At 60.4% G+C, this 21,063-nt stretch carries 25 protein-coding genes; 18 read left to right on the top strand and 7 right to left on the bottom strand.

The features are described from left to right. Window positions 1-66 precede the first annotated feature (66 nt). The 4 genes from VN623_RS01820 (at window position 67) to rplS (ending at window position 3,737) form a co-directional block, all read left to right on the top strand. Window positions 67-354: a DUF1330 domain-containing protein gene (locus tag VN623_RS01820; RefSeq protein ID WP_325567516.1), complete on the top strand. Its 288-nt coding sequence runs from the start codon at window positions 67-69 to the stop codon at window positions 352-354. Continuing rightward, window positions 354-1,088: a tRNA (guanosine(37)-N1)-methyltransferase TrmD gene (trmD, locus tag VN623_RS01815; RefSeq protein WP_325567514.1), complete on the top strand. Its 735-nt coding sequence runs from the start codon at window positions 354-356 to the stop codon at window positions 1,086-1,088. The genes VN623_RS01820 and trmD overlap by 1 nt, the downstream gene beginning before the upstream one ends. Window positions 1,089-1,246: 158 nt before the next feature. Continuing rightward, window positions 1,247-2,848, top strand: coding sequence for a L,D-transpeptidase family protein (locus VN623_RS01810; protein ID WP_325567512.1), 1,602 nt, complete (start codon window positions 1,247-1,249; stop codon window positions 2,846-2,848). Between the two features lie 190 nt (window positions 2,849-3,038). Then, a complete protein-coding gene (rplS, locus tag VN623_RS01805; protein ID WP_325567531.1) occupies window positions 3,039-3,737 on the top strand; it encodes a 50S ribosomal protein L19 in 699 nt (232 codons plus the stop codon). Window positions 3,738-3,853: 116 nt separating this feature from the next. On the opposite strand, the gene VN623_RS01800 is transcribed toward rplS, so the two are convergent. Further along, complete coding sequence (locus VN623_RS01800) at window positions 3,854-4,933, bottom strand: OmpA family protein (RefSeq protein WP_325567510.1); 1,080 nt, start codon at window positions 4,931-4,933, stop codon at window positions 3,854-3,856. A gap of 151 nt (window positions 4,934-5,084) precedes the next feature. On the opposite strand from VN623_RS01800, the gene map reads away from it, so the two are divergent. Both map and radC read left to right on the top strand, forming a co-directional pair. Continuing rightward, window positions 5,085-5,918, top strand: a complete 834-nt coding sequence (gene map / locus VN623_RS01795; RefSeq protein WP_325567508.1) for a type I methionyl aminopeptidase — start codon at window positions 5,085-5,087, stop codon at window positions 5,916-5,918. A gap of 14 nt (window positions 5,919-5,932) precedes the next feature. Beyond that, the gene (gene radC, locus VN623_RS01790) at window positions 5,933-6,694 is read left to right on the top strand and encodes a RadC family protein (protein ID WP_325567506.1); all 762 of its coding nucleotides are present in this window, start codon (window positions 5,933-5,935) and stop codon (window positions 6,692-6,694) included. 7 nt (window positions 6,695-6,701) lie between these two features. Here the strand turns inward: radC and VN623_RS01785 are convergent, their stop codons facing one another. Continuing rightward, a complete protein-coding gene (locus tag VN623_RS01785) occupies window positions 6,702-8,027 on the bottom strand; it encodes an MFS transporter (protein ID WP_414653144.1) in 1,326 nt (441 codons plus the stop codon). Window positions 8,028-8,140: 113 nt separating this feature from the next. Between VN623_RS01785 and trxB the strand changes: the two genes are divergently transcribed. The 3 genes from trxB to leuC all read left to right on the top strand — a co-directional run bounded on the left by trxB (window position 8,141) and on the right by leuC (window position 11,780). Continuing rightward, window positions 8,141-9,109: a thioredoxin-disulfide reductase gene (gene trxB, locus VN623_RS01780; protein ID WP_325567502.1), complete on the top strand. Its 969-nt coding sequence runs from the start codon at window positions 8,141-8,143 to the stop codon at window positions 9,107-9,109. 109 nt (window positions 9,110-9,218) lie between these two features. Beyond that, on the top strand, window positions 9,219-10,106 hold the full coding sequence (locus tag VN623_RS01775) for a LysR family transcriptional regulator (RefSeq protein WP_325567500.1): 888 nt from the start codon (window positions 9,219-9,221) through the stop codon (window positions 10,104-10,106). Between the two features lie 267 nt (window positions 10,107-10,373). After that, window positions 10,374-11,780 (top strand): 3-isopropylmalate dehydratase large subunit, encoded by a 1,407-nt coding sequence (leuC, locus tag VN623_RS01770; protein ID WP_325567498.1) that lies wholly within the window; start codon window positions 10,374-10,376, stop codon window positions 11,778-11,780. Window positions 11,781-11,784: 4 nt separating this feature from the next. Here the strand turns inward: leuC and VN623_RS01765 are convergent, their stop codons facing one another. Further along, complete coding sequence (locus VN623_RS01765; RefSeq protein ID WP_325567496.1) at window positions 11,785-12,534, bottom strand: N-acyl amino acid synthase FeeM domain-containing protein; 750 nt, start codon at window positions 12,532-12,534, stop codon at window positions 11,785-11,787. A 218-nt stretch (window positions 12,535-12,752) separates the two neighbouring features. On the opposite strand from VN623_RS01765, the gene VN623_RS01760 reads away from it, so the two are divergent. From VN623_RS01760 to VN623_RS01730, 7 genes are all read left to right on the top strand, one after another. After that, a complete protein-coding gene (locus VN623_RS01760; protein ID WP_325567494.1) occupies window positions 12,753-13,565 on the top strand; it encodes a class I SAM-dependent methyltransferase in 813 nt (270 codons plus the stop codon). 67 nt (window positions 13,566-13,632) lie between these two features. Further along, a complete protein-coding gene (locus VN623_RS01755) occupies window positions 13,633-14,043 on the top strand; it encodes a metallopeptidase family protein (RefSeq protein WP_325567491.1) in 411 nt (136 codons plus the stop codon). 187 nt (window positions 14,044-14,230) lie between these two features. Then, window positions 14,231-14,725 (top strand): hypothetical protein, encoded by a 495-nt coding sequence (locus VN623_RS01750; RefSeq protein ID WP_325567489.1) that lies wholly within the window; start codon window positions 14,231-14,233, stop codon window positions 14,723-14,725. A 91-nt stretch (window positions 14,726-14,816) separates the two neighbouring features. Next, window positions 14,817-15,248, top strand: a complete 432-nt coding sequence (locus VN623_RS01745; protein WP_325567487.1) for a hypothetical protein — start codon at window positions 14,817-14,819, stop codon at window positions 15,246-15,248. A 16-nt stretch (window positions 15,249-15,264) separates the two neighbouring features. Then, complete coding sequence (gene leuD, locus VN623_RS01740; RefSeq protein WP_325567485.1) at window positions 15,265-15,873, top strand: 3-isopropylmalate dehydratase small subunit; 609 nt, start codon at window positions 15,265-15,267, stop codon at window positions 15,871-15,873. Between the two features lie 18 nt (window positions 15,874-15,891). After that, complete coding sequence (locus tag VN623_RS01735) at window positions 15,892-16,287, top strand: VOC family protein (protein ID WP_325567483.1); 396 nt, start codon at window positions 15,892-15,894, stop codon at window positions 16,285-16,287. Between the two features lie 23 nt (window positions 16,288-16,310). Continuing rightward, complete coding sequence (locus VN623_RS01730; protein ID WP_325567481.1) at window positions 16,311-16,517, top strand: hypothetical protein; 207 nt, start codon at window positions 16,311-16,313, stop codon at window positions 16,515-16,517. A gap of 88 nt (window positions 16,518-16,605) precedes the next feature. Here the strand turns inward: VN623_RS01730 and VN623_RS01725 are convergent, their stop codons facing one another. Further along, the gene (locus VN623_RS01725) at window positions 16,606-17,103 is read right to left on the bottom strand and encodes a DUF2244 domain-containing protein (RefSeq protein ID WP_325567479.1); all 498 of its coding nucleotides are present in this window, start codon (window positions 17,101-17,103) and stop codon (window positions 16,606-16,608) included. 73 nt (window positions 17,104-17,176) lie between these two features. On the opposite strand from VN623_RS01725, the gene nth reads away from it, so the two are divergent. Continuing rightward, complete coding sequence (gene nth, locus VN623_RS01720; RefSeq protein ID WP_325567477.1) at window positions 17,177-17,929, top strand: endonuclease III; 753 nt, start codon at window positions 17,177-17,179, stop codon at window positions 17,927-17,929. Between the two features lie 9 nt (window positions 17,930-17,938). Here nth and hisF read toward each other — a convergent pair whose 3' ends face one another. Then, window positions 17,939-18,715 (bottom strand): imidazole glycerol phosphate synthase subunit HisF, encoded by a 777-nt coding sequence (hisF, locus tag VN623_RS01715; protein ID WP_325567474.1) that lies wholly within the window; start codon window positions 18,713-18,715, stop codon window positions 17,939-17,941. A 158-nt stretch (window positions 18,716-18,873) separates the two neighbouring features. Between hisF and VN623_RS01710 the strand changes: the two genes are divergently transcribed. Next, a complete protein-coding gene (locus tag VN623_RS01710) occupies window positions 18,874-19,188 on the top strand; it encodes a hypothetical protein (protein WP_325567472.1) in 315 nt (104 codons plus the stop codon). Window positions 19,189-19,208: 20 nt separating this feature from the next. Here VN623_RS01710 and VN623_RS01705 read toward each other — a convergent pair whose 3' ends face one another. Further along, the gene (locus VN623_RS01705) at window positions 19,209-20,822 is read right to left on the bottom strand and encodes a peptide chain release factor 3 (protein ID WP_325567470.1); all 1,614 of its coding nucleotides are present in this window, start codon (window positions 20,820-20,822) and stop codon (window positions 19,209-19,211) included. A gap of 13 nt (window positions 20,823-20,835) precedes the next feature. Next, a partial coding sequence (locus VN623_RS01700) for a hypothetical protein (RefSeq protein ID WP_325567468.1) occupies window positions 20,836-21,063 on the bottom strand: 228 nt, incomplete at its 5' end.

The following is a 21,063-nucleotide window of genomic DNA, read 5'->3' as shown; positions in this document are numbered from 1 at the left end:
GCCGAAGCGCCCCGGCTCCGGCTATGGCTCGTGCAGAACAACTGCGTTTGCAAGAGAGAGGAAACAATGCCCAAGGGATACGTCATCGCCCACTCCACCGTCACCGATGCCGAGAAGTGGGCCGCCTACGTCGCGAAATCGAAGATCGCCCTCGACAAATATGAAGGCAAACCGATCGTCCGCGGCGGTAGGTATGAAATCATGGAAGGCAACGGCCACCCGCGCAACGTCGTGATCGAATTCCCGAGCTACGAACACGCGCATGGCTACGCCACGTCGCCCGAATATGCCGAAGCCAAGAAGCTGCGCCAGGGCGCAGGCGCGATCGACATTACGATCGTCGAAGGGGCTTGATGCCACACATCCCCCAGCGCGACGCGACGCGCCCCTGCTGGCGCGCGCTCGTACTGACGCTTTTCCCGGAGATGTTCCCAGGTCCGCTCGGCATCTCGCTCGCCGGACAGGCGCGCGACGCGGGAATCTGGTCGCTCGATACCATCCAGATTCGCGACTTCGGTCTCGGCAAGCATCGCCAGGTCGATGATACGCCCGCCGGCGGCGGCGCCGGTATGGTGCTGCGCGCCGACGTTCTGGGCCCGGCGCTCGATCACGCCCGGACGCAGTCGCCGGATGCGCCGCTGATCTACCTGTCGCCACGCGGAACACCGCTGACGCAGAGCTTGGCGCGCGATCTTGCCGAGGGGCCGGGTGTTACACTGCTTGCCGGGCGCTTCGAAGGTGTCGACGAGCGCGTCATCTCCGCCAAGGGCCTCAAGGAAATCTCGATCGGCGATTACGTGCTGGCGGGCGGCGAGCTTGCCGCGATGGTACTGATCGAGGCCTGCGTGCGCCTGCTGCCCGGCGTTGTGGGAGCCGCCGAAAGCCTCGCCAACGAGAGCTTCGAAACGGGCCTCCTGGAACATCCGCAGTATACCAAGCCGCGCACCTGGATCGGCCGGTCGATCCCGGACGTTTTGCTCTCCGGCGACCACAAAAAGGTCGAGGCATGGCGCCGAAAGGAAGCAGAGCGCCTGACGGCGGATCGCCGGCCCGACCTGTTGCGGCCCCACGGCCGGCCAGAAAAGTAAAAGCCGCCAACACTGTTCGCCTTTGCATGGCCAGGATTTCCTGGGCAAATACCAGCCGACAGGGAGATTCGCGCGGCCGTCGCTCCGGGGAACGTTTGGCCGGCTACGCGCGGGTGACTTTTTTCCTAACGTGCGCGTTGCAACCGAGAGCACGGGCGATGAAGAACGTGAGGGGCCTTCTACTGGGGGTTTTGGCGGGGGTGGCACTGACCATCCCGGCGCTGGCGGACCCGTCCCCAACGCCGAACGCGCCCGAGGCTACATCGGCCGCGATCGCAACACCCGACGATGCGGTTCTAAGCGCCGTGCGCGGCAAGCTTGCATCGCAACCGGCAGCAACCGACGAGCGCCAACGCGACGACCAGACCGCGCTGACCGATTTTTACACGGCGCGACACGGTGAGGGACTGTGGGTCACGGCCTCCGGCTTGAAACCGGAAGCCAAGCTCCTCGCAAGCGAAATCGCCAACGCCTGGGCTTATGCGCTCGACGTGTCGGCGTTCAAACTTCCCAAGCTTGAAAACGGCATGCTCACGACGAACGACACGGACTCGTTGGCCGATGCCGAAATTCAGTATTCGACGGCCGCGCTGCTTTACGCGCGTCACGCCCGCGGCGGGCGCATTCCGGATCCAACGTCGATGCTGACGACGGAATTCGACCGTCGGCCGCAATGGATCGCACCGAAAGCGGTGATCGAAGGTCTCGCCGCAACCCGCGAGCCCGACGCCTATCTGCGCGGCCTCGAACCGCAACATCCCCAGTTCGAAAAATTGCGGCAGCTCTACGTGGCGATGCTTCCCGCCGATGGCAAACCGGCGCGGCTTAGCCCTGCGGCCAAAAGGCTGCGCGCCAACATGGAGATGTGGCGATGGATGTGGACCGACATGGGCGATCTCTATGTCCTGAATAACATTCCGGAGTTCATGCAGTACGTCTACAAGGACGGCAAGATCATCCGCAGCGCCAAGATCGTCGCCGGGCAAACCGACAAACAGAGCACGATCTTTTCCCGGCCGCTGAAGTACGTCGTGCTCCGGCCAACGTGGATCGTCCCCGAAAGCATCAAGGTCAACGAGCTTTGGCCGAGCCTCATTCGCGGCGGCGGCCTGATGCGCCAGTACGGTCTGCAGATCGAAACGAAGAACGGCAAGCGCCTCGACTGGCGCGCCATCGATTGGAGCAAAGCCGACATTCGCGACTACGACGTGACTCAGCCGCCGGGTCCGAGAAGTGTCCTCGGCCACGTCAAATTCTCATTCCCGAGCCAGCACACCATCTTCATGCACGATACTCCGGACAAGTGGATGTTCCGGCAAGCCCAGCGCACGTTGAGCCACGGTTGCCTGCGCGTGCAGAACCCGATGCAGCTCGCGGAAATCATTCTGAAAGAGGACAAGGGCTGGGACCCAGCTAAGGTTGCAGAGCTTGATCGCTCGGGACCGCTCAACAACGAAGTCCCGATCGAAAAGGAAATTCCGATCCACCTCGTCTATTTCACGGCGTGGGTCGACGACGCGGGCAAGCTGAAGACGTTTCGCGACGTTTACGGGCATGAGAAGCGCGTAACCCAGGCGCTCGACGGCGATTGGGATAAGATCAACAAGGGCCACAACCACCTTGCGCCGGTCGAGCCTGACTTCAATCCGGAAGCACTTGCGGCAAGCTCGCCGGACCGTTCGCCAAACCTCACCCGCTCGGCGCAGAAAAACGCGACAATCAGCGACATCATCGGCAACGCGTTGGGTTTGCCATTTTGAGAACTCGGGGCTCGGCCGGTCGCGCGCCCGGACCGTTGGCGCTCGACAAACCGCATCTCTTCAGCTATCACCCGCGCAACGATAACTCCCCTCAAACGGGTGGCCCATAAGGGCTTGCATGACCGGTTCGGCTCCTAGCGACGCCAAGCCGATCCTCTGCGTCATCAAAAAGCAAAACGGAATCAATAAGATGAACATTATCCAAGAGCTCGATCGCGAGCAGATGGACGCCATTCTTTCGAAGCGCAGCGTCCCTGAATTCGCCCCCGGTGACACCGTCAAAGTGATGGTCAAGGTCATCGAATCCGCCGATGCCGACCCTAAGAACAAGAAGAAGGGCGGCGCGCCGAAAGAGCCGACCGTTCGTTTTCAGGCTTACGAAGGCGTCGTGATCGCCCGCTCCGGCAGCGGCATCAACGAGAACTTCACAGTCCGCAAGATCTCCTACGGCGAAGGCGTCGAGCGCGTTTTCCCGGTTTATTCGCCTTACATCGCCGAAATTGAGGTGGTTCGCCGCGGCAAAGTTCGCCGCGCCAAGCTCTATTACCTCAGAGGCCGTCGCGGTAAGGCGGCACGTATCTTCGAGCGCACCGACGCACGGGCCCGTCGCCTTAACGCCGCCTGGAAGGGCTTCAAGAAGCCGAAGGGCGAGCCCGAGGATCTGACACAGATCAAAGGCATCGATGTCGATTTGCAGAACCGCTTGAAGCATCTCAACTGCTACAAGATCGAGCAGATCGCCAACTTCTCGGATGAAGACATCGCCAATCTCGACGAGACGCTGAACCTCAATGGCGCGATCGAGAAGCAGGATTGGGCCGGACAGGCACGGCGGCTTGTCGCCGAACTGACGGCGGCGGAAGTTACTCCCGAAGAGACGCCGACCTAAGCATACTTACGGCTGTCTCTCTGAGTACCTATTTAGAAAGCGCCGGACGAGAGTCCGGCGCTTTTGCTTTGGCGGCACCACCGTTCGGCAATTGCACAACAGTTGGCCGTCCGCGCCTAACCGCCCGAAACGAAGAACTCGATACGCCGGTTCATGCGCCGGCCCTCGGGCGTGCTGTTTGTTGTTATCGGCCGTTCTTGCCCATAGCCAACGGCTTTCAGTTTCGATGCGTCGACGCCGGCCGCCGTCAGGAAATCGACTACCGACTTGGCTCTCTGTTCCGAGAGCGTCTTGTTGCTGGAGGGTGTGCCGGTGCTGTCGGTATGCCCATCGACCTCTATGACGACGTTGCCGCAATCCATGACGATCGAGGCAATCTTCTTAAGCGCGCCGCGACTTGCGGGCGCGATGTCGAAGCGATCTTCCTCGAAATAAATCCTTCCGCCGCCTGTTCCGGCGTTCAGCGTTTCGCGGCAGGTCTCAACGGCCACATCGCGGGCCTGCACTGCGGCTGGCTGCGTGGCACTCTCCGATGGCTGCGCTGCCGGCACGGCCTCCGGCGCCGCTGCGCTGTTATAGTTCGGGTTCATCGTGGCTTCTGCAGCCCATGCCGGGTTTTGAGGTGCAGCGGTGCTTTCGAAAAACTCCGTTGTCGCCTGACCGCCGGTCGCGGGCGGCGGCGCTTCTTCCGTTGCAGTTGCCGTAGATGCCGCAGGCGCTTCGCCCTTTTGATAATCCGGGTTCATCGTTGCATCAGCGGCCCAGGCTGGGGCTTGAGGTGCGGCAGCGCCACCGAAAAATTCTGTCGTGGCTTGGCCGCCGGTTGCGGGCGGCGGCGTCTCGTCAGCGGCGGTCTCCGTCGATGCCGCAGGCGCTTCGCCCTTTTGATAATCCGGGTTCATCGTTGCATCAGCGGCCCAGGCTGGGGCTTGAGGTGCGGCAGTACCACCGAAAAATTCCGTCGTGGCTTGGCCGCCTGTTGCAGGCGGTGGCGCCTCATCGGCAGCGGCCGGCACCGATGCGGGAGATGTATCGTCCTGTGCGTATTCGGGATTCATCGTCGCTTCTGCAGCCCAGGCGGGACGAGACGAATTGTCGGCCACGCGAACCAGATGCGCGCTATCATTGTCCGAGTTCTTGACTGCGCTCGCGGCGTACCCAATATCGACCGCGACAAAACAAGACATCACGGCCATGCTGCAGATCCCTCCGAAGAGAAGGGAACGAATATGCGTCATCTGTTCCTCCTATCGTGGTGACGCCAACTTATGAGGCGCTCTTTTGCGATAGTTCAGTTTTGCACTAAATAACTTAGGTAGCCAGACGATAGCCTTACCGCGGAGCAACATGTCGAACGTTGAAGTAAACAAGAGCGCAAGCCGCGATGGTAAAATTCCGCTGCACGACGCCGATGCCTTTGCTGCGATGCGCAAGGCGGGCAGGCTAGCAGCCGAAACCCTCGACATGCTTGTTCCGATCGTCCAGCCGGGCGTAACGACGAGCGAGATCGATGAATTGATCCTGACCTTCGCTCTCGACCATGGGGCTATTCCCGCAACCCTCAATTATCGCGGCTATCGCTATTCGACGTGCACGTCCGTTAATCACGTCGTCTGCCATGGCATGCCGAACGACAAACCGCTGCGCGTCGGCGACATCGTCAATATCGACGTCACGCTGATCGTCGATGGCTGGCATGGCGATACCAGCCGCATGTATTCGGTCGGCGAGGTTTCTCGGCGGGCCGAGCGGCTGATGCACGTGACGTATGAATCGTTGATGCGCGGCGTTGCTGCGGTGAAGCCCGGCCACACGACCGGCGACATCGGCGCGGCCATTCAGAAATTCGCCGAGGCGGAACGCTGTGGCGTCGTGCGCGATTTTTGCGGCCACGGCCTCGGACGCGTGTTCCACGACCGCCCCAACATTCTGCATTACGGCGAGCCGGGCGAAGGCGTCTTGCTCGAACCCGGAATGCTGTTCACGATCGAGCCGATGATCAACCTCGGCAAGCCGCACGTGAAAATTCTGGCCGACGGATGGACGGCCGTGACGCGCGATCGCGAACTCTCGGCGCAGTTCGAGCACACCGTCGGCGTTACCGAAACCGGCTGTGAGATTTTCACGACCTCGCCTGCGGGATTGCATTTCCCGCCTTACGACCTCCGCGACGCCGCCTGACAAAAGGGTCGCCGATGTCGAATTCCAAAGACTCTGGCGGCGACAAGACGAGCGCTGAGGAACAGACGACATTCTTCGGCACAGCGAGTAAACCGGAAAGCATCCCCGACCACAGAAGCGGACATCGCAGCCGGCTACGCGACCGTTTTCATAATGGCGGCTCCGACGCGGTGCCGGATTACGAACTGCTCGAATTGATTTTGTTTCGCGCCTTTCCGCGCATCGACACCAAGCCGATCGCGAAACGTCTCATCGCGAAATTCGGATCATTCGCCGAAGTTGTCTCAGCTCCGGCCGAGCGGTTGAAAGAAGTCGACGGCATCGGTGATCGCGCCGTTGCCGAGCTGAAGCTCATCAAGGCGGCGGCCGAGCGGCTGACGAAGGGCGAGATCAGAGCGCGGCCCGCCCTCTCGTCATGGAATGGCGTGCTCGATTATCTTCGCCTCGCGCAAGGGTTCGAAGCCCGCGAACAGTTCCGCATTTTATTCCTCGACAAGAAGAACCATCTGATCGCCGACGAGGTTCAGGGGCACGGTACCGTCGATCACACACCCGTCTACGTGCGCGAAGTCGTGAAGCGGGCGCTCGAACTCTCGGCGACGGCGATCATTCTCGTGCACAACCACCCTTCCGGCGATCCCACACCGTCTCGGGCCGACATCGACATGACGAAACAAATCATCGATGCTGCCCGGCCGCTCGGCGTCTCGGTGCACGACCACGTCATCGTCGGCCGTCACGGCCACGCCAGCCTCAAGGCGCTGCGGTTGATCTAGCGACGGCTTACTTGATTTCGCTTTTGTCGCGCGTATCGCGCATCATCACGTAGACGACAAGAGAAACGGCGATGCATGCCGAAACGTACCAGTAGAAATCCGTTTCGCGTCCTGCCTGCTTCAGCCATAGCGCCACGTATTCGGCCGTGCCCCCGAAGACGGCAACGGTCAGCGCGTACGGAAGCCCGACGCCGAGAGCCCGGACCGAAGTCGGAAAGAGTTCGGCCTTCACCACGGCATTGATCGCCGTGTAGCCCGACACGATCGCCAATCCCATGAGTATCAATGCGAAAGCCTGCCAGGGGTCTCGCGCCGCTTGCAATGCCGACATGATCGGAACCGTAGAGAGCGTGCCGAGAACGCCAAAGGCGATAAGAACCGGCCGCCTGCCGATGGCATCGGAAATGCTACCGACGACAGGCTGCAGAAGCATATAGATGAACAGCGTCGAGGCCGAAATCAGCGTCGCGATGTCCTTCGGAAAACCCGAGGTGTTGACCAGAAATTTTTGCATGTATGTCGTGTACGTGTAGAAGGCCAGCGTTCCGCCGAGCGTCAGACCAACGACGATAGCGACCTCGCGGGGATGAGCCGCCAACGCTGCGAGCGACCCTTCGCGCCGCGTCGCCCGTTGGAACGCTTCCGTCTCGAGCAGATCGCGCCGCATCCAAAACGCGACAGCGGAAAGCATCGCACCGATCGCGAACGGAATGCGCCATCCCCATGCGTCGAGTTCTTCGGGCGTCAGCACGACCTTCTGTAGCGCGATCAATACCAGTATCGCCGTCAGCTGACCGCCGATCAGCGTCACGTACTGGAAACTCGAATAGAAGCCGCGGTGATCGGCGGTCGCCATCTCGGAAAGATAGGTGGCGCTGGTGCCGTATTCGCCGCCAAGGCTCAGGCCCTGGATCATGCGTGCCAATAGCAGGATCACCGGCGCAGCGATGCCGATCGTGTCATATACCGGTGTCACGGCAACAAGCCCCGACCCGAAACACATCAGCAAAACCGAGGTTGTCAGCGCCACGCGCCGGCCGTGCCGATCCGCCATCCGCCCGAACAGCCAAGCGCCGATCGGGCGCATCAGAAAACCGACAGCGAAGATCGCAGCCGTGTTCAAGAGCTGCGCCGTCTGATCGCCTGCCGGAAAAAAGGCCTTGGCGAAATAAAGGGAAAAGGCCGAATAGACGTAGAAGTCATACCATTCGACGAGATTGCCGGACGAGCCGATCAGGATCGCCCGGACTCGCTCGGCCATGCTCAGCGTTGACGATGTCTTGCTGCCCGACACGCGTTCATTCCCCCGACCTGCAGTCAGCCTCGCTACCATGTTCTGCGCCGCTGTGCCGCAGCTCACGCATGAGACGTGGACGCCACCCGTACCCACATTGACGATTCGCGCACGTGCCCGCTAATGAGTTAGCCTCGGCGGAGCTTCAAGACATGACAAAAAAACCTCACCATTCCAGAGTGATCATTCTGGGCTCGGGTCCGGCCGGATACACCGCCGCCGTCTACGCGGCACGCGCCATGCTCGCCCCGACGTTGATCCAAGGCTCGCAACCCGGCGGCCAGCTGACCATCACGACTGACGTCGAAAATTATCCGGGCTTTGCCGAGACCATCCAGGGTCCCTGGCTGATGGAGCAGATGCAGGCCCAGGCCGAGCACGTCGGCACCCACATCGTGATGGATCACATCAACAAGGTCGACCTTCGCGTCCGCCCGATCAGGCTCGAGGGCGACAGCGGCGACACGTACACGTGCGATGCGCTCATCATCTGCACGGGCGCTCAGGCGCGTTGGCTGGGCCTCCACTCGGAAGACTTTTTCAAAGGCCACGGCGTTTCGGCCTGCGCAACGTGCGACGGCTTTTTCTACAAGGGTAAAGAGGTCATCGTCGTCGGTGGCGGCAACACGGCTGTCGAAGAGGCGTTGTTTCTGACGAACTTTGCCAATCGCGTGACGCTGATCCACCGCCGCGATACGCTTCGTTCCGAGAAGATCCTGCAGGAGCGATTGCTCAAGAATCCGAAGATCGACGTGATCTGGGACACCGTTGTCGAAGATATCGTCGGCACTACGTCGCCGAAATCAGTCACTGGCATCAAGCTTAGGAATCTGAAAACCGGAAAAAGCTCGGAACGGTCCGCCGATGGCATCTTCGTCGCAATTGGGCATGCGCCCGCAACGGAGCTCTTCAAAGGCCAGCTCGAGATGACGTCTTCCGGCTATCTGATCACCGCGCCCGATTCGACCGCCACGTCGATTCCCGGCGTCTTCGCTGCCGGTGACGTTAAGGACGAGGTCTTCCGTCAGGCTGTGACAGCGGCCGGCATGGGCTGCATGGCGGCGCTTGAGGCGGAACGTTATCTGACCGCGATCGAAAACCAAGCCTACGCGGCCGAATGACCTTTTTCCTAAGCCCGCATTGCAACGCAACAGGGTTTCGCTAGACTTCGGCGCCGCTCCGCCCGCGCGTAATCTGCGCATGGCCCTCGAGTACTGAAAGCGCTGAAAAATGGACTGGGATAAACTTCGCATTTTTCATGCCGCCGCGGAGGCCGGCAGTTTTACGCATGCCGGCGACCAGCTGCACATGAGCCAGTCGGCGGTGAGCCGCCAGATTTCGGCACTCGAAGCCAATCTCAAAGTGACCCTCTTTCACCGTCACGCGCGCGGCCTCGTTCTGACCGAGCAGGGTGAACTTCTGAACCGCACGGTCGCGGACGTTTTCGCAAAGCTGCAGACGGCGGAAACGCTGCTTTCCGATTCGACGACGAAGCCCTCGGGTGAACTGCGGGTGACGGCGCCGATCGGTTTCGGAACCCTTTGGCTGACGCCGCGTCTGAAGGAATTCGGCGAACTCTATCCGGAAATCCGCATTGAGCTGATCCTCAATGACGAACAGGTCGATATCGGCATGCGCGCCGCCGACGTGGCGATCTGGACGCGCGAGCCCGAGCAGGGCGATCTGGTACGCCGACCGCTTTTCGAGAGCCGCTTGCACGCCTTCGCCTCGGCACAGTACATTCGCAAACACGGCGCGCCGCGCACGCTTTCCGATCTCGATCAGCACCGGATTATTGCCTACACGGGCATCCCGGCGCAGCACCTCGATGCGATGGCCTGGATCGAAACGGCCGGCCGCGATGGGCTCGGGCCGCGGCCGGCGGCGCTGCGCGTCAACAGCGTCGTCGCGATAAAATACGCGATCCGGGCCGGCATCGGCATCGGCATGATCCCCGATTACATGACAGAGGACCAATCCGATCTCGTGCCCGTCCTGACCGAGATCGAGCAGCCGTCGCTGAACATGATATTTGCGTATCCGGAAGAGTTAAGATCTTCGAAGAAAGTCCAGCTCTTGCGGGATTTTCTTCTTTCCAAAATCACGAAATCGAAATAGTGCCTCTTTGCGGCGTCATGATCCGCCGATAGGGACGCACGTATCCTATTGCACGAGGCGGGGTCCCGTGAGCCGGTTGTCTGCCACCACCGTCGAGCGCTCCTCGTAAGGAACGGCAACGTTCCCCCTCTTCACTTTGCCGGGCTGAGAAATCGGCCCGGCTTTTTCCTTATGGCAGCTGCGACGACAGCTGATTTGCGGTATTGCTCCTCAATCGCTATCTAACGCCCTGAGCCTATCGATGCGCGCTGAAGGCCCCTGAAAGTCATGGCAAAAACGCTTTACGATAAAATTTTCGACGATCACGTGGTGGAAAAGTCGCCGGACGGCACCTGCCTGCTTTACGTCGATCGCCACCTCATCCATGAGGTCACGAGCCCGCAGGCATTCGAGGGTCTGCGGATGAGCGGCCGCAAGGTTCGCGCGCCCGAGAAGACGCTCGCCGTCGTCGATCACAATGTCCCAACCACCGACCGGACAAAAGGCATTGCGGACGAGCAAAGCCGCGTCCAGGTTGAAACGCTGGCTGCCAATGCCCGCGACTTCGGCATCGAATATTTCAACGAACGCGACAAGCGGCAAGGCATCGTCCACGTCGTTGGGCCGGAGCAGGGTTTCACGCTTCCGGGAACCACGATCGTCTGCGGCGATAGTCACACCTCGACGCATGGCGCATTCGGAGCCCTGGCGCATGGCATCGGCACGTCGGAAGTCGAACACGTGCTCGCGACGCAGACGCTCATTCAGAAAAAAGCCAAGAACATGCGCGTCACCGTCGACGGCACGACGCCGAAGGGCGTGGGCGCCAAGGATATCGTCCTGGCGATCATCGGCGAGATCGGCACCGCCGGCGGCACCGGTTCCGTCATCGAGTACGCGGGCGACGCAATCCGCGCCTTATCGATGGAAGGCCGCATGACCGTCTGCAACATGTCGATCGAGGGCGGTGCGCGCGCCGGCATGATTGCACCCGATGACAAGACGTTCGCTTTCATCAAAGATCGCCCCCGCGCGCCGAAGGGCACGGCCTGGGACATGGCGCGCAAATATTGGGAGACGCTCAACTCCGACGAAGGCGCCCACTTCGACCGCGAAGTGCACCTGGACGCAGCCAAGCTGCCTCCGATCGTATCTTGGGGCACCAGCCCCGAGGACGTGACGTCGATCTCCGGCGTCGTGCCGAACCCGGTCGACGTGCATGATGAAAACAAGCGCGCCTCGATGCTGCGCGCACTCGACTACATGGGTCTGACGCCCGGCACGAAAATAAGCGACATCCCGCTCGATGTCGTTTGGATCGGCAGCTGCACGAACGGGCGCATCGAAGACTTGCGCGCCGTTGCCAAGATCGTCGACGGCAAGAAAATTTCATCGCGCCTCGCTTACGCGATGATCGTACCCGGTTCGGGTCTCGTCAAAGAACAGGCGGAAGCCGAAGGCCTCGATAAGATATTCAAGGACGCCGGATTCGAATGGCGCGAGCCCGGATGTTCGATGTGCCTCGGCATGAATCCGGACCAGCTGCAGCCGGGCCAACGGTGCGCCTCGACATCGAACCGCAATTTCGAAGGCCGTCAGGGCTACAAGGGCCGCACGCATCTCGTGTCGCCGATCATGGCGGCGGCAGCGGCGCTCGAAGGCCACTTCGTCGACGTGCGGACGTGGGATATTTAGCGGGCTAAACAGCGATCTTGTTGGCAGGCGATGACGTTCGCGCCAGCGCCGCTGAAATCGCGTGCTTCATGCTCGCGACTTCTTCTTCGGTGATCTTGAAGAAGCGGTTCTGCAACCGCTGACGGCTCTGCGCCTGTTCGAGGCTGCCGCCAAGCAGCGTAATCTTGAAGTCACCTGGCGGATAAAGCGCCGGCATGCCGATGGGCTCGAATCCCAGCATATATTGGTAGAATTTGACCCAGTCGGGCTTTGTCGCAATCAGAATCATCGATACGCCGGCCGCCTTGGCAGCCGTGAATGCGCCGCGAACCAGAAATGCATAAAGCGTCGTCCGGTAAGACGTATTGCTGACACCGGGCTCGATCGAAAGACGCGAAATTTCGACGAGGCCACCGGTCTGTTCGCGCTTGATGTCTTTCAGCGCCGGATAATGCGATGCGCACGGCATCGTCGAGATTGTTTGCCAGGGATGGCTGAAACAAAGCCGCATCGAACCAACGAGACGGCCATGATCGTATGCACCGAGCAGCGCCGTCGTGGACAAGCCGTCGAAACGGTCTGTGTATTCCCCGTTCGCATCTTCGATGGCGTATCCCATTGCGGCATACGCACGATGTCGCAGCCCCACTGCGTCGCGAATTTCGGCCTCGGTATTCAGCACCCTGAGTTCGAAAGACTTAACGTCGCCGTGCCACGAACCTTCGTCGGGCGGCAATGAATCTTGCCGAGGGCGAAACGCCAAGGGTATCGACATGAATGCTTTCTCGATTGATACGGAAGACGCTGAGTGGACAGCGAGTAATTAGTTGACGCGCAGAGCGCGTTATTGTTGCCCGCCGTTTGCCAGAAAAGATAACGCCGGTCGGCTATTCGGCAGATGCGGCAAATGTACTGCGATTAAGCTTAGTTAAGCTGAGCAAGAGCACAAACTGGATGAACGATTCCCGTCGAAAGTCTAGCGCAATGAAAGATATGAGAAAAAATAGAAGCGATATCGTCAAATCACAATTCGGTTCCGCGGCCGCCGAATACGCAATATCCGAGGTGCATGCAAAAGGCGAAAGCCTGGCGCGGATCGTTGTATTAGCCGAGCCTCAGCCGCAGTGGCATGTGCTCGACGTGGCGACGGGTGCCGGGCATCTGGCCGCGGCCTTCGCACCTCACGTGGCCCACGTCATTGCGAGCGACATTACCGATGAAATGTTGCGCGAAGCGGCAAAGCTCGCCGCATCCCGCAATCTCACCAACATGACCACGGCGACGGCAGAGGCCGGCGCGTTGCCCTTCGCCAACGAGACATTCGATCTCGTTTGCTGCCGATTAGCCGCCCACCATTTCCCTGATCTAGAGCGCTTCGTCATCGAAGCGCACCGCGTTTTGAAAAAGGGCGGACGCTTCGCACTGGTCGATAATGTATCGCCCGACCGCGAGCTACTGCCGGATGCGTCCGATGCCGGCCTCAAAGAGGCGGCCACCGCTTACAATGCCTTCGAGAAACTGCGCGATCCCGGTCACGGTTTTGCGCCGCCGCCGAGAGTCTGGATCGATCTTCTCGAAAGCCACGGCCTTGTGATTGTGGCGCGCGAGCAATTCGGCAAGGAACTGGCGTTCACGCCTTGGGTCGAACGCATGCGCTGCGCGCCGAGAGTCGTTTCGCAGCTCGAAAATATACTGAACGAGGGTGCGCCCGAGTTGCGGAAATTTTTGCGGCCGCGGCGCGACAATAGCGGCGCCCTGCACTTCACCCTTCAGGAATTGCTGATCGTCGCTGGCAAACGGCAATAGCCAGCACTTTCTATTTTAGCACTTCCGTACTATCTCCTCACTGCCAGATCTTGAGGAGCGCCGTAACATGTCCAAGGATTGGCAAACTGCAGAGGCTCCGAGCCTGCAGGATTTCGAGGCCCTCGCCACCGACGCGTGGAACAAGCTACCAGCAGAATTCCGAAACATGGCCCGTGATCTGCTGATCCGTGTCGAAGATTTTGCAACCGACGACGTGCTCGATGAGCTTGGTATCGAAGATCCCTACGACCTGACCGGGCTTTACCAAGGTGTGAGCCTCGACAAGCAAAGCGTCTTGGATGTGGCGCGCGACCCTGACATGGTCTTTCTCTACCGTCGCCCGATCTTGGATGAATGGGCAGCCGGTGAGGAGGAGCTGGGCCATCTTGTCGCCCATGTGCTCGTTCACGAGGTCGGCCACCATTTCGGCTTTTCTGATGACGACATGGAGTCAATTGAGGCGGAAGCTGCGACCTGAATGGCCGGAGCGTCACACCCATTTAACCTCATCCATGCCACAAAGCATGTAGACTTGAGCCGCCTGGCGTTTCACGTCATGTTGTAAACGCACATTCGGCACCATTGGGGCAACTTCTGAAAGCGGTCATCGTATGCTAGCGCGACGGTTCACACGCCCGTGCGTCCTCGGCCTCGGCTTGGGCATAATGTTCGCGTTTTCGTCCGCCGTCGGCGCGCAGGACAAAGGCGTACCTTCGCCAGCAGGAACTCCGACACCGGAGCAGTACGTCACGACGGCAGGTGGCGACAGTCATGTCCTGCCCCCCGGCGAATTCACTCTCGACGGCCATAAACAGATCTGCGGACAGCGTCCGACCGTCGTCGACAGCAAGCTCGACGATTATGGCGCCGCCTATCCCGGATTCCTCATCATGAATCCGCGATTGCTCAACCGCGTCTCAACGCCGGTCAAACAGTGGATCTACGCGCACGAATGCGGCCATCAATTTCGCGGACCGGATGAAGAAACCGCCGACTGCTTCGCGGTCCAGCGCGGCCGCCGCCAAGGCTGGCTGACGCAGGAGGGCCTCAACGAAGTCTGCACCTTCATTTCGCCCGCCAAGGGCGACAGCATGCATTTCGCGGGCTCATATCGCTGCGAATACATGCGCAAATGCTACGATGATCCGAGCATTCGCTGACGCTCGACACGTCGGGCGCGCTGAAAATACTTATCCCCGCGCATCCGCGCAGCTTTAGACTCGTTGGCTAGGTTCCGGTTCGGACTTTGCCATGCGACTTGCCGACTACGTCCAACGCTTAGCCGATTTGGCGGCAACGGTTCACCGCTGGCTGGCTGTGGCGGCGGGCCTCGACAGCCTTCGCCGGGAAAAGGTCGCTCTTTACGCTGAGGAAATCGCCGCAACTCTCGGACGGGCTTCCGCCGCGCTGGCGACGCTCGAGAGCCGCCCGGGCGACCGCTCGGCCCTGCTATCTGCGACCCGCGAGCTCGGCCGCATATCCGGTTATGTGGAAACCATAATGGCCGCGCTCGAGGATCATCTTGACGGGCGCAAGCAGGCTGGCGTTAAACGACGGCTTGAACATCTGAAGCCCTTCGACCTCGAAGCCGCGATTTTGGAGTTCGGCGCGTTTCGGCACGCGCGCCGGCTGATTTCGGCGGAGGGCTATTTCCGGGCGCTCGCAGATACACTGCGCGCCTGAATACCTGGAGACGAGCATGGACAAATTTACGGTTCTCACCGGCGTCGCGGCTCCGCTGCCGATACGCAACGTTGACACCGACATGATCATCCCGAAGCAGTTCCTGAAAACCATCAAGCGAACGGGTCTCGGCAAGTCGCTGTTCTATGAGATGCGTTACGACAACGCGACAGGGAACGAGATCGCAGACTTCGTGCTGAACAAGCCGCAGTACCGCAACGCGACGATCCTGGTGACGGGCGACAACTTCGGTTGCGGGTCATCGCGCGAGCACGCGCCGTGGGCCCTGTTGGACTTCGGCATCCGTTGCGTCATCGCACCTGACTTCGCCGATATTTTTTACAACAACTGCTTCCAGAACGGCATCCTGCCGATCAAGCTGCCGCAAGACGATGTCGACAAGCTGCTCGACGATGCCGGCCGCGGCGCCAACGCCACGCTGACGATCGATCTCGAGAAACAGGAAATTCGCGGCCCCGACGGCGGCGTCATCAAATTCGACATCGACTCGTTCCGCAAGCATTGCCTGCTGAACGGTCTCGACAACATCGGGCTGACGCTCAAGAAGGATGCTGCGATCACGTCGTTCGAAACATCAACCGCATCGACGCGGCCGTGGCTTTGACGCGAAGGGAACGGTAGAATGGCCAAGGCCATACACATGATGGTGCGCGTGCGCGACGAAGCGCGGTCGGTGAAATTTTATGAGACGTGCTTCAGCCTCAAAATCTCGGATCGCAGAGACTGGCCGGATTTCACGCTGATCTATCTCAAGAACCCGGAGAACGACTTCGAGATCGAGCTGACGGTCAATAAAGGCCACGCCGAGCCATATGACCTGGGCAACGGCTACGGGCATCTCGCGTTCGTCGTCGATGACCTCGAAGCCGAGCGCGCCCGCATCGTCGCGGCGGGTTACCAGCCGAAAGACATCAAGTCGATGACCCACGACGGCAAACCGTTCGGCAAGTTCTTCTTCATCGAAGATCCGGACGGCTACAAGATCGAAGTCTTGCAGCGCGGCGGCCGGTTCCAGTAACAGCATCGGCGCGGAGCCAAGTGATGGACGAATTCAAATTCGATTCAGCAATGATGGGGCGTCTGGCGGGCGCGCTGTCGTTCCTCGTCGGCGCCGATCATGCGGCGACCAAGTCCCTCAAGACCGCGGCGGAAACGGGGGCCGACAAAGACATCAAAGCCGCGAGAACCCAGTTCTTGAAACTGAAGCCCAGCGATCGCCGCGCCGCATTGACGATGCTGAACGACTAGCCGCTCTCTGCGCTAAATACACCCGCGAACTTGTCATCCCGGGCGAGCCCCTTTGCGAGACCCGGGACCCAGGCCTTTGTAGCGAAAGCTAAAACCGGGCCGTGCGCGATGAGATCAACGCGCCGGTCAGTGCATCGGCCAGGTTGCGACGCTCATCATCCGTTAAAAACTGCCCGAACAGAATTTCCCGGCCCTGCGCCACGAGCCGCAACGACGTCCGCCCGTCCGGCCGGTCTGTCGTGCAGCGCACGCGCGCCCAATACGGATTGAAATCAAATTCCTCGCAACGGCCCGACGGATGCACGCGCGTCAGCTTCAAAGCTTCCGGTGACAGCGTGATTGTCTCGTAGAGTCTGCCGTCGCGGTAGTTGCGCTTGAACGCATAGTAGACCAGCGCCACGTCGAGCCCGAAAAAGCCGAAGACGGGCCACGCCCCCATCATCAAGAAAACCATCCCGAACACAAAGCTGAAGATCCCGATCGACGCCATCAGGATCAAAAATCCGAACGGGCTGAGCGATCGATGGGGATGAAGCACGAACTGGGCTTCTTTGGACGATTGCTTTTGAGGCGAAGTGTCGGTCATCTCGTTGCTTCTACGGCTGCTAGTCTCTGCCCTACTTCCAGCTTGCAAGTTCCGCTATTAAAAACGGACCCTAATGGCCAAAGCTTCCGATCCTACAATCCGCCCGATGATCAGAAGTTCCGGGTTCAAAGGCAAGCCTGGAAAACAGGCAACGCCCGCCGCAAAGGCGCCCCGGACGCCGCATCTCCTAAGTGAAACTGAGATTCGTGAAGTTTTTCGCCGCTTTCATAAGGCGAGTCCCGAGCCCAAAGGCGAACTCGAGTATATCAATCCTTATACGCTCCTTGTCGCAGTCGTGCTGTCCGCCCAGGCGACCGACGCTGGCGTCAACAAGGCGACGCGCGCGCTGTTCAAGATTGCCGATAGCCCAAAAAAGATGCTGGCTCTCGGGGAGGACAAGCTCCGCGACCACATCAAGACGATCGGCCTATATCGCAACAAGGCGAAGAACGTCATCGGGCTATCGCAAAAGCTGGTTGACGAATTCGACAGCAAAATCCCGGCCGATCGGGATATCCTCGAAACGCTGCCGGGCGTCGGCCGCAAGACGGCGAACGTCGTGATGAATATCGCGTTCGGCCAGCCGACGATGGCGGTCGATACCCACGTCCTTCGTGTCGCCAACAGGATCGGGCTGTCGAATGGCTCAACGCCGCTCGCCGTCGAAGCGGATTTGCTACGCGTCGTGCCGCCCCAGTACGCAATGCACGCCCATCACTGGCTGATCCTGCACGGGCGCTATGTCTGCAAAGCCCGCAAACCCGAATGCTGGCGCTGTCTGATCAATGACCTTTGCAGGTATCCCGATAAGACGCCTGCGCCCTAGCTCAGCCGTTCACGCGTCGAGCCGCATGGCGAGACCGGCCTTCGCCATGAACGCCTTGGCCTCGGGGATTGAATAGGTTCCGAAATGGAAGATCGACGCGGCGAGCACCGCGCTGGCATGACCGTCGCGCACGCCGTCGACCAGATGTTCGAGCGTGCCGACGCCACCCGAGGCGATGACCGGAATCGACACGGCGTCCGCGATGGCCCGCGTCAAGGCTACGTCAAAGCCGGATTTGGTGCCGTCCCGATCCATTGAGGTGAGCAGGATTTCACCGGCGCCCAGCGCCGCGACTTCGCGCGCATAGCCGATCGCGTCGATGCCGGTCGGTTTACGGCCGCCGTGAGTAAATATCTCCCACCTGGGCGCCTCGCCGGGGCCAGAAACTTTCTTCGCATCGATGGCGACGACGATGCACTGCGCGCCGAATTTCTCGCTTGCCTCCTTGACGAAGGAGCGGTTGTCGACGGCCGCCGTGTTGATCGAAACCTTGTCGGCGCCGGCTTCCAGAAGCCTGCGGATATCTTCGACGGTGCGCACGCCCCCGCCGACCGTCAATGGCATGAAGCAGCGGTTAGCCGTACGCTCGACGACGTCGAAAATCGTATCGCGGTTCTCGTGGCTGGCCGTTATGTCGAGAAAGCAAAGCTCATCTGCGCCAGCTGCATCATAGGCCGCGGCGGCCTCGACGGGGTCGCCGGCATCAACGAGATCGACGAAATTTACGCCCTTGACGACGCGGCCGTCCTTGACGTCAAGGCAGGGGATGATGCGAATTTTCAGCATACGATTTCAATAATTTTACTAAGCGACGGGCAGCAAGCCGGTTATCATGTCTCACCGTCCGGCGTCGAGCATATTAGCCAACAAAAGCCGGAACTCTTGAGAGCGAGTTGCGTTTAGGGCATGTCCCCCATGACTGCGCAGTAAGGAGACGATATTCAATGGCCGACGAATTCGCGCCGCGGAACCTCCGCGCCCGCCTCGCCACCTTACAAGACCGGATCACGCAGGCGCGCGCCTCACTCGAAGCTCGCGGTATCGTCAGCGACGACCAGCTCGCCGTTCTGACCGACTTGATTGAGAAGCACGACGAAATTCGTGGCTCGCTTGAGGATCAGAAGACCGTAACCGAGCTGCATCACAGCAAAGCCTCGGCTCAGACGGATGCTCTCGAATCCGCTCTCAACAGATGGCTTCAAAGCGTCGAAAGCAAATTCAGCAAACCCGGTGCCCGCAATCCCAGCGCCTCGGTCTGATAGCCGAACGATCGCCCAGCTTATTCGCCGCGCTCGCGGAGTGCTGCGAATTTGACGTCGGGAAATTTCTCACCCTTGTACTTGAGCATCCAGGCGCTTTCCGCCAGGAACACCAGCGCGCCGTCGCGGTCGGTCGCGATCTCGCCGCGATGCGCGTCAACGAACTTCTGAAGCTTGGCCGGATCGTCGGCCGATATCCAGCGCGCCAGTTCGAACGGTGACTGCTCCAGCATCACGGGCACGCCGTATTCGTTCGCGACCCGCGACTGCAGCACGTCGAACTGCAGCTGCCCGACGACGCCCAAGATCTGCCGACCGCCCGCAATCGGTGTAAAGACCTGCACGATGCCCTCTTCGGCCAGATCTTCGAGTGCCCGATTCAACTGTTTGGCTTTCATGGCGTCCGCCAGAACGACGCGACGCAAAAGCTCCGGCGCAAAATTTGGAATGCCGGTGAACTTCAGATTTTCCTTTTCGGTCAGCGTATCGCCGACGCGGAGCGTGCCATGGTTCGGCACGCCGATGATGTCGCCCGCGTAGGCTTCGTCGGCCGTTTCGCGGCCCTGGCCGAAAAAGAACGTCGGAGATGAGACGGTCATCGGCTTGTTGTCGCGAACATGCAGCAATTTCATGCCGCGCCGAAATCGTCCCGAGCACAGCCGCACGAACGCCATGCGATCGCGGTGGTTCGGGTCCATGTTCGCCTGAACCTTGAAGACGAACCCCGTCACCTGATCTTCGCCCGGCTGAACGGTGCGCTGCGTCGCCTTGCGCGCTAAGGGGCCAGGCGCCCATTTTCCGAGCGCGTCGAGCAATTGCTCGACGCCGAAGTTTTTGAGCGCGCTACCGAAGAAGACCGGCGACAAGTGGCCTTCGCGGAACGATTCGAGATCGAAGGACGGCAACGCGCCTTGCGCAAGCTCGACGCCTTCGAGAACCCGCGATGCGATTCGTTCGTCGATGCCAGCGATCTGCCGGATGTCCTCAAGGGCATCCAATGGCTCGGCGTGCCCGTACGGCGCACCGCGCTCCTGGCTTTCCGGCAAAAGGATCTTCTTGTCCGCCAGATCCAGAACGCCGCGGAAATCCGTTCCCATGCCGATCGGCCACCCCATCGGCACCAGATCGAGCGCCAGATCCGATGCAATAAGATCCAGCAACGTCAGCGGATCTTCCGCCTCGCGGTCGATCTTGTTGATGAACGTGATGATCGGGATATCGCGCAGGCGGCAGACTTCGAACAATTTGCGCGTCTGGCTTTCGATGCCCTTCGCCGCGTCCATCACCATCACGGCCGCGTCGACCGCCGACAACGTCCGATATGTATCCTCGCTGAAGTCGGAGTGGCCTGGCGTATCGAGCAGATTGTAGACGATGCCGTTGCGCTCGAACGTCATCACCGAGGACGTCACGGAGATGCCGCGCTGCTGCTCGATTTGCATCCAGTCGGAGCGCGTGCGCCGGCGCTCGCCGCGTGCTTTCACCGCGCCTGCCATCTGGATGGCGCCGCCGAACAGCAGCAGCTTTTCGGTCAGAGTCGTCTTGCCGGCGTCGGGATGCGAAATGATCGCGAACGTCCGTCGCCGCGTAATCTCGGGATTGGCGGTCTGCTCGGCCGGAACGGGTTGTGGCATCAGGGTCAAAGGCTCAAGCCTCGACCAGCTTCACCTGACTCGGCTCGAGCCAGATCTGATGATAATCGGCCGGCTTGCCGAAAACTTCGCCGACATGCAGTTCGACCAAACCATCGTCGATTTTGACGATCGGAAATGTCTTGCCGAGGCAGCCGCGAAACAGCGTCTGCAATTGCTTGTTGTCGGGCGGCAGACCGTCCGGCATCCGCTCGACGCGGACCTTGTCACCGATATTCATTGC

The sequence above is a fragment of the Hyphomicrobium sp. genome, from assembly GCF_035572195.1.
In the GTDB taxonomy this organism is placed as follows: Bacteria; Pseudomonadota; Alphaproteobacteria; order Rhizobiales; family Hyphomicrobiaceae; genus Hyphomicrobium_B.
The sequence above is the reverse complement of the archived record's forward strand: the minus strand, read 5'-3'. Positions and strand labels throughout refer to the sequence as shown.

Excerpts from the sequence above, each read along its gene's own strand:
- VN623_RS01820 (WP_325567516.1), top strand. The coding sequence starts at position 67 with ATGCCCAAGGGATACGTCATCGCCCACTCCACCGTCACCGATGCCGAG.
- trmD (WP_325567514.1), top strand. The coding sequence starts at position 354 with ATGCCACACATCCCCCAGCGCGACGCGACGCGCCCCTGCTGGCGCGCG.
- VN623_RS01810 (WP_325567512.1), top strand. The coding sequence starts at position 1,247 with ATGAAGAACGTGAGGGGCCTTCTACTGGGGGTTTTGGCGGGGGTGGCA.
- rplS (WP_325567531.1), top strand. The coding sequence starts at position 3,039 with ATGAACATTATCCAAGAGCTCGATCGCGAGCAGATGGACGCCATTCTT.
- VN623_RS01800 (WP_325567510.1), bottom strand. The coding sequence starts at position 4,933 with ATGGCCGTGATGTCTTGTTTTGTCGCGGTCGATATTGGGTACGCCGCG.
- map (WP_325567508.1), top strand. The coding sequence starts at position 5,085 with ATGTCGAACGTTGAAGTAAACAAGAGCGCAAGCCGCGATGGTAAAATT.
- radC (WP_325567506.1), top strand. The coding sequence starts at position 5,933 with ATGTCGAATTCCAAAGACTCTGGCGGCGACAAGACGAGCGCTGAGGAA.
- VN623_RS01785 (WP_414653144.1), bottom strand. The coding sequence starts at position 8,027 with ATGGTAGCGAGGCTGACTGCAGGTCGGGGGAATGAACGCGTGTCGGGC.
- trxB (WP_325567502.1), top strand. The coding sequence starts at position 8,141 with ATGACAAAAAAACCTCACCATTCCAGAGTGATCATTCTGGGCTCGGGT.
- VN623_RS01775 (WP_325567500.1), top strand. The coding sequence starts at position 9,219 with ATGGACTGGGATAAACTTCGCATTTTTCATGCCGCCGCGGAGGCCGGC.
- leuC (WP_325567498.1), top strand. The coding sequence starts at position 10,374 with ATGGCAAAAACGCTTTACGATAAAATTTTCGACGATCACGTGGTGGAA.
- VN623_RS01765 (WP_325567496.1), bottom strand. The coding sequence starts at position 12,534 with ATGTCGATACCCTTGGCGTTTCGCCCTCGGCAAGATTCATTGCCGCCC.
- VN623_RS01760 (WP_325567494.1), top strand. The coding sequence starts at position 12,753 with ATGAGAAAAAATAGAAGCGATATCGTCAAATCACAATTCGGTTCCGCG.
- VN623_RS01755 (WP_325567491.1), top strand. The coding sequence starts at position 13,633 with ATGTCCAAGGATTGGCAAACTGCAGAGGCTCCGAGCCTGCAGGATTTC.
- VN623_RS01750 (WP_325567489.1), top strand. The coding sequence starts at position 14,231 with ATGTTCGCGTTTTCGTCCGCCGTCGGCGCGCAGGACAAAGGCGTACCT.
- VN623_RS01745 (WP_325567487.1), top strand. The coding sequence starts at position 14,817 with ATGCGACTTGCCGACTACGTCCAACGCTTAGCCGATTTGGCGGCAACG.
- leuD (WP_325567485.1), top strand. The coding sequence starts at position 15,265 with ATGGACAAATTTACGGTTCTCACCGGCGTCGCGGCTCCGCTGCCGATA.
- VN623_RS01735 (WP_325567483.1), top strand. The coding sequence starts at position 15,892 with ATGGCCAAGGCCATACACATGATGGTGCGCGTGCGCGACGAAGCGCGG.
- VN623_RS01730 (WP_325567481.1), top strand. The coding sequence starts at position 16,311 with ATGGACGAATTCAAATTCGATTCAGCAATGATGGGGCGTCTGGCGGGC.
- VN623_RS01725 (WP_325567479.1), bottom strand. The coding sequence starts at position 17,103 with ATGACCGACACTTCGCCTCAAAAGCAATCGTCCAAAGAAGCCCAGTTC.
- nth (WP_325567477.1), top strand. The coding sequence starts at position 17,177 with ATGGCCAAAGCTTCCGATCCTACAATCCGCCCGATGATCAGAAGTTCC.
- hisF (WP_325567474.1), bottom strand. The coding sequence starts at position 18,715 with ATGCTGAAAATTCGCATCATCCCCTGCCTTGACGTCAAGGACGGCCGC.
- VN623_RS01710 (WP_325567472.1), top strand. The coding sequence starts at position 18,874 with ATGGCCGACGAATTCGCGCCGCGGAACCTCCGCGCCCGCCTCGCCACC.
- VN623_RS01705 (WP_325567470.1), bottom strand. The coding sequence starts at position 20,822 with ATGCCACAACCCGTTCCGGCCGAGCAGACCGCCAATCCCGAGATTACG.